3 protein-coding genes and 1 pseudogene are annotated in these 6366 nt (G+C 71.3%); 3 read left to right on the top strand and 1 reads right to left on the bottom strand.

The genetic code is table 11. The features are described from left to right. The 3 genes and pseudogenes from ACTWQJ_RS44430 to ACTWQJ_RS44420 form a co-directional block, all read left to right on the top strand. A pseudogene (locus ACTWQJ_RS44430) lies at positions 1-1757 on the top strand (D-alanyl-D-alanine carboxypeptidase); the annotation flags it as partial. 199 nt (positions 1758-1956) lie between these two features. Further along, positions 1957-3792: an MFS transporter gene (locus tag ACTWQJ_RS44425; protein ID WP_443312079.1), complete on the top strand. Its 1836-nt coding sequence runs from the start codon at positions 1957-1959 to the stop codon at positions 3790-3792. Between the two features lie 82 nt (positions 3793-3874). After that, the gene (locus tag ACTWQJ_RS44420) at positions 3875-4732 is read left to right on the top strand and encodes a hypothetical protein (protein ID WP_443312078.1); all 858 of its coding nucleotides are present in this window, start codon (positions 3875-3877) and stop codon (positions 4730-4732) included. A gap of 18 nt (positions 4733-4750) precedes the next feature. On the opposite strand, the gene ACTWQJ_RS44415 is transcribed toward ACTWQJ_RS44420, so the two are convergent. Further along, positions 4751-6366: SpoIIE family protein phosphatase (locus ACTWQJ_RS44415; protein WP_443312077.1), on the bottom strand; the 1616-nt coding region annotated here is incomplete at its 5' end.

Raw genomic sequence — 6366 nt, 5'->3', positions numbered from 1 at the left:
CTGATGAGGGCTCAGCGGACGTGGTCGATGATACTGCCGAAGGAGCGGCTGCAGACGCCGCCGAAGTCGGCGACATCGCCGACGAAGCAGCTGCCGACGCCGGAGACGCCGACGCCGTCCAAGAGGCCGACGGCAGCGACGAGTCCGGCCGTGACGGCGACGGCACCCCCAAGCCCGTGGACCAGCCCACCGCCGTCTTCCGGGCCGTACGCCCCGCCAAGCCCGCCGTCGACCAGCCCACCACCATGCTGAAGCTGGGCGACGTCAAGAAGGCGCCGAAGGAGGACGCCGAGAAGGCCGCCTCCGAGGCCGAAGCCGAGCTCACCAGTAAGTTCGTTGCCCTCAAGCCGCTGGACGACCCGGAGACGCGTAAGCCCCGTCCGGCCGAGGCCACCTCCGCGCTGCCCAGGGTTCCCGCGGACGCGACCGCTCCTGTGCCGCAGGTCGGGCCGGAGCGGACGACGCAGCAGCCGCTGCCGCCGAAGCCGCCGCTGGATCTGCTGGCGGAGCTGACGAACACGCCGCCGCCCCCGGAGACGGCGCTTCGGACGCTGGTACGGCGGGTCAAGATCTGGACGCCGCTGGCGCTGCTGCTGGCGATCGTGTTCGCGATCGTGCAGGCCGTGCGGCCGTTGCCGACGCCCACACTCGAGCTCACCGCCGAGGAGTCGTACACCTTCGACGGGAAACAGGCCGAGCTGCCGTGGCCCGGCGAGGGCCAGGGCTGGATGGACGTCACCGGCATCGGCACGATGGGCAACTTCGGTGAGCAGAAGCCGGTCGCCATCGGCTCGGTCGCCAAGGCCATGACGGCGTACATCATCCTCAAGGAGCACCCGCTGAAGGCGGGCGAGGAGGGCCCGAACATCGAGGTCGACGCCACCGCCGAGAAGGAGGGCGGTTACGACCAGCAGGGCGAGTCGACGCTGAACACCGTCAAGAAGGGCGACCAGCTCACCGAGCGGCAGGCGATCTCCGCCATCATGATTCCCTCCGCGAACAACATCGCCCGCCTGCTGGCGCGTTGGGACGCCGGTTCCGAGGAGGCGTTCGTCAAGAAGATGAACGACACCGCCAAGGAACTCGGCATGAAGAACACGACGTACACCGACCCCTCCGGTCTGCAGGAGTCCACGGTCTCCACTGCCGAGGACCAGGTGAAGCTGGGCAACGAGCTGGTGCGGATGCCGGCGCTGGTGGAGATCACCAAGCTGCCCGAGTGGGTCGACCCGTCCGGCCAGAAGTGGCGCAACTGGAACACCCTCGTGCCGTACGACGGCGCCATCGGCATCAAGACCGGCACCACCACCGCGGCCGGCGGCAATCTGCTCTTCGCCGCCACCAAGGACATCGGCGGCGAGACGGTCACCGTCGTCGGCGCGGTCCTCGGCCAGCACACGGCGCCGATCATCGACACCGTGAACGCGGTCAGCAAGACCGCGATGCTCGCCGCCCAGGACGCGCTGACCTCGGCGAAGATCCTGAAGAAGGGTGACGTCGTCGGGTATGTGGACGACCGGCTCGGCGGCCGTACGCCGGTGGTCGTCACCCAGGACGTCGCCGCGGTCGGCTGGGCGGGGCTGAAGGTGGAGCTGTCCTTCGCCTCCGACGACGTACCGCACACCGCGAAGGCCGGCACCAGGGTGGGCACGCTCACCGTGGGTGACGGCAGTGGTGGCGCGGTCGAGGTGCCGGTGGCCCTGCAGTCGGACCTTGCCGAGCCGGGCTTCACGGCCAAGCTGACCCGCCTCACCTGATTGCCGCAGTCCCGGCGCACCCCGTCGGCGAGGCCCTCCTCGGGGCGCTCACCGGCGGGGTGCGTGCTAGCGTCACGAATCGGGACAGGGTGCCCGCGTGCCCAACGGGCGCGGAAACCCCCGGCCACAGGGCCGAGAACCGGCCGGGAACGGCACGTACGGCCGCGAACAGAAGACGGGACACGGGGAGTGCCAACAGGTGGCCACTGCGGAGCCGACACGCACCGACGACACCGGTCCGGGCCCGGGATCCGGCCCGCGAATACGCGTGCCCGCGGATCGGCCGGACGAGTCCGGCCGGCCCGGCCGCGGGAAGATGGCCGCCGCTCTGCGTGAGCGGCTGACCCGGCACCCCGTCCTCGTCGCCACCGGCCTCTCCGGAATCCTCCACGTCATCTGGTTCTTCACGTTCGCGAACAGTGGCGGCGACCTCGCGGCGCAGGACGCCTGGGCCGAGTTCGTCGGCCGGCATCCGGACTCGGCGTACAACCTCGCCTGGTACGGCGGTATGCACCCGGTGTCGTACAGCGTGGTGTCGCCGTATCTGATGTCGGTGCTCGGGGTGCGGACCACGATGATGATCGCGGGGACGCTGTCCGCGGGGCTGCTGACGCTGATACTGGCGCGCAGCCGGGCGGTCCGGCAGCCGCTCGGGCCGGCGCTGGCAGGGGTGTACGCGCTGCTGTGCAACGCGGCGTCGGGGCGGGTGACGTTCGGGCTGGGCACGATGTTCGCGCTGGGCGCGGTGGCCGTCGTGTTCTGCTGGCCGTACCGCTGGCGCTACCGGCGGTGGGCGAAGGCGCTGTGCGCGGCGCCGCTGGCCGCGCTCGCCACCATGTCCTCACCGGTCGCCGGTCTGTTCGTGGGTCTGGTGGCGGTGGCGCTGTTCCTGCAGAAGCGGCGGCCGGGCGCGTGGGCGCTGGGGCTGGCGCCGAGCGCCGTGGTGGCGGTGTCCGCGTGGGCGTTCCCGTTCTCCGGCACCCAGCCGATGTCCTTCGGGTCGGCGTCCCTTCCGCTGCTGTACGCGGTCTTCGTCTTCCTCCTGGTCCCGCACGACTGGAAGACCGTACGGATCACGGCCGCCGTGTACGCCCTCGCGGTGCTGCTGGTGTGGCTGATCAGCTCGCAGATCGGCTCGAACATCACACGGCTGGCGATGCTGTTCGCCGGGGTGGCGCTGCTGGCGGCGCTGCCGTTCACGGTGCCGCGGTCGCGCAAGTGGTACGCGATCGTGGTGGCGTTCGCCGGTTTCGTCGCCTGGATCGGCTTCAAGTCGGTCGACGACGTCGTCCATACGACTCCGACGGCGTCCTGGGCGCGCGAGCTGGCGCCGCTGGTCAACCAGCTCCAGGAGGCCGGCGCCGAGAAGGGCCGCGTCGAGGTGGTCCCGGCCCGCTCGCACCGCGAGGCCTCCGCCCTCGCCCCGTACGTCAACCTGGCCCGCGGCTGGAACCGCCAGGCCGACATGAAGCGCAACCCGCTCTTCTACGACGACACCCTCAACTCGGCGAACTACCACGAGTGGCTCAAGCGCTGGGCGGTGCGCTACGTCGTCCTGCCCAAGGACGACCCGGACGGTGACGGCGGTGAGCGGGAGCGCGAGCTGGTGCAGCGCGGGCTGCCGTATCTCAAGCAGATCTGGGGCGACGCCAACTGGCAGCTGTTCGCGGTCGACGACCCGACGCCGCTCGCCGATCCACCGGCCACCGTCGAGCGGGCCGAGCAGGGCGAGATGACCCTCCATGTGACACAGCCGGGCCGGGTCCTGATCCGCGTCCCCTACTCCCCCTGGCTCAAGCTCGTCGACGCCGAGGGCAAGGGGGTCCAGGCGCCGCAGGAGACTGAGGCGTCCAAGGACCGCCCCGACGGCACTCCGAAGACGTACCGCAACGTGAGCGGCTGTCTGATGGAGACGGAGGAGGACGCGGAGGGCGACAAGTGGACGGTGCTGCTCGCTCCGCGGGCCGGGACGTATCGGCTGGCCTCGCCCTACGACCTGCCGCGCGGGACGCCGTGTCCTCAGGAGCTGCGGTGACGCTCGGCGCACCTGGCTGATCCGGGCGAAGTCGGAGGGAATCCCCCTCCCAATCTGACGTAACGTCAGCTAGACCGGACGCATGACAGACGACGCGGCACACACAGCCGATACCCGCAGCGACATGTACGCGGAACTGGCCGCCGTCGGCCCCTACGGAGCCGACCTCGGGCACGCCCTGATCACCATGGTCGAGCCGCACCCCGGCCGGGAGCGCGAGTACAACCGCTGGTACGAGGACGACCACTACATCGCCGGCGCGATGGCCATGCCCTGGATGTACGCAGGGCGCCGCTGGGTGGCCCCACGCGAACTGCAGCTCCTGCGCTACCCCGAGAAGTCCGCCATCGCGCAGCCGGTCACGGCGGGATGCTACCTATCCGTCTACTGGATCACCGCGGGCCGCTACGCCGACCACATGCGGTGGACCGTCGGCATCAACAAGCGCCTCAACCGCGACCATCGCGTCTTCCAGGACCGCACCCACATCTTCACCGCCTTCCAGGACCACACCGCGACCGTCTACCGCGACGGCGACCACGGCCCGCGTGACATCCACGCCCTCGACCACCCCTACGCCGGGCTCGTCGTCCAGGTCATCGATGCCGGCTCCCCCGGCAGGCGCGAGGAACTGCTCGTCTGGCTGCGCGACGACCACCTCCCGAAACAGCTGGCGGGCTCCCCCGCGGCCTTCGTGACCGTCTTCACGCCGACGCCGCTGCCCCTGGACCGGATGACCTACGTCAAGCAGGTCGAGGGCGTCGGGACCCGACTGACCCTGCTGTGGTTCCTCCAGCACGACCCACGCGACGCCTGGCGGAACCACTTCACGGACCTGCACACGGCAGTCGCCGCCTCGGGGCTGGGCGACGTCACGTTCGTCGCACCCTTCATCCCCACCATCCCGGGGACGGACCGCTACGTGGACGAGCTGCGGTGAACTCTTCGGAGCGGGCACTCAGCTCCCGGTCAGGGACTGCTCGGCCCAGATGGTCTTGCCGGCGGGGGCGTGCCGGGTGCCCCAGCGGCGGGCGAGCTGGGCGACCAGCAGCAGGCCGCGCCCGCCTTCGTCGAAGATCCGGGCACGCCGCATGTGCGGGGTGGTGCTGCTCGAGTCGGAGACTTCGCAGATCAGGGTGTTGCTCTCGTGGATCAGCCGGAGCTGGATGGGCGGCCGGCCGTAGCGGATGGCATTGGTGACGAGTTCGCTGACCATCAGTTCGGTGACGAACTCGGCGTCGGTAAGTCCCCAGGCCGCCAGCTTGCCGGTGGCCAGCTGGCGGGCCCCGGCGACGGCGGCGGGGTCGCAGGCCAGGTCCCAGGCGGCGACCCGGTCGGGGTCGAGGGCCCGGGTGCGGGCGATGAGCAGGGCGATGTCGTCGTCCGGGCGGTGGGTCAGCAGGGCCGTGAGTACCTGGTCGCAGACCGACTCCGGTGTCGGGGCGGGGCGGGCGAGGGCGGCGAACATCTTGTCCAGGGCCTCGTCGATGTCGCGGTCGCGGATTTCGAGCAGACCGTCGGTGTACAGGACGAGGAGGCTGCCTTCGGGCAGTTCGGTTTCGCTGGTCTCGAACGGCAGGCCGCCCAGGCCCAGCGGCGGGCCCGCCGGGACGTCGAGGAGGTACACGGCGCCGTCCGGGGTGACCACGGCGGGCGGGGGGTGGCCGGCCCGGGCGAGGGTACAGCGGCGGGAGACCGGATCGTAGACGGCGTACAGGCAGGTGGTGCCGATGCCCCCGGCGGTCTCGGCGGCGCTGCCCGTGACGGCCTCGTCGGTGGACAGGCGGATGACGAGGTCGTCCAAGTGGGTGAGCAGCTCGTCGGGCGGCAGGTCGACGTCGGCCAGGGTGCGCACCGCGGTGCACAGCCGGCCCATGGTGGCCGAGGCGCGCATGCCGTGGCCGACCACATCGCCCACCACGAGGGCCACCCGTGCGCCGGACAGCGGGATCACGTCGAACCAGTCGCCGCCCACGCCGGCCTGGCCGCCGGCGGGCAGGTAGCGGGAGGCGATCTCGAGGGCCGCCTGGTTGGGCAGTGTCTGCGGGAGCAGGCTGCGCTGCAGGGTCATGGTGGTGGTGCGATCACGTGCTGGTCGGCGGGCGTTGGGGATGCCGACGGCCGCCCGGGCCGTGAGCTGCTCGGCAAGCCACAGGTCCTCCAGTGTGAAGGGCTCCGGGCTCCGGTGACGGCCGAAGAGGGCCACGCCGACCGTGGTGTCCTGTGAGCGCATCGGCACCACCATCAGTGAGTGTGTCCCCACCTCGCGGATCCGGGCGGCCTGGGGGTCCTCGCCCGCCCACCGGGCGACGGCGAAGTCGGCCGTCGTGTACAGGGCGCCACGGCCCTGGGCCAGGCATTCGGCCACGGGCGACAGTGCCGGGTAGGCGGTCGTCTCGCCCGCCCCGGCCACGGACTCGGGGTGCTCGTCGAGGACCGACTGCACCGCGGTGCGGCGCAGGGTGACGGTCCCGGCCAGCAGGGCGGAGGGCAACTCCTCGCCGCTCCCGGGGACGTCGAGGAGGTCGACGACGGTGAAGTCGGCGAGGCGGGGGACGGCGGCGTCGGCCAGTT

Origin of the sequence: Streptomyces sp. KR55, from assembly GCF_052245645.1 — a bacterium.
GTDB classification, from domain to species: Bacteria; Actinomycetota; Actinomycetes; order Streptomycetales; family Streptomycetaceae; genus Streptomyces; species Streptomyces flavusporus.
The sequence above is the reverse complement of the archived record's forward strand: the minus strand, read 5'-3'. Positions and strand labels throughout refer to the sequence as shown.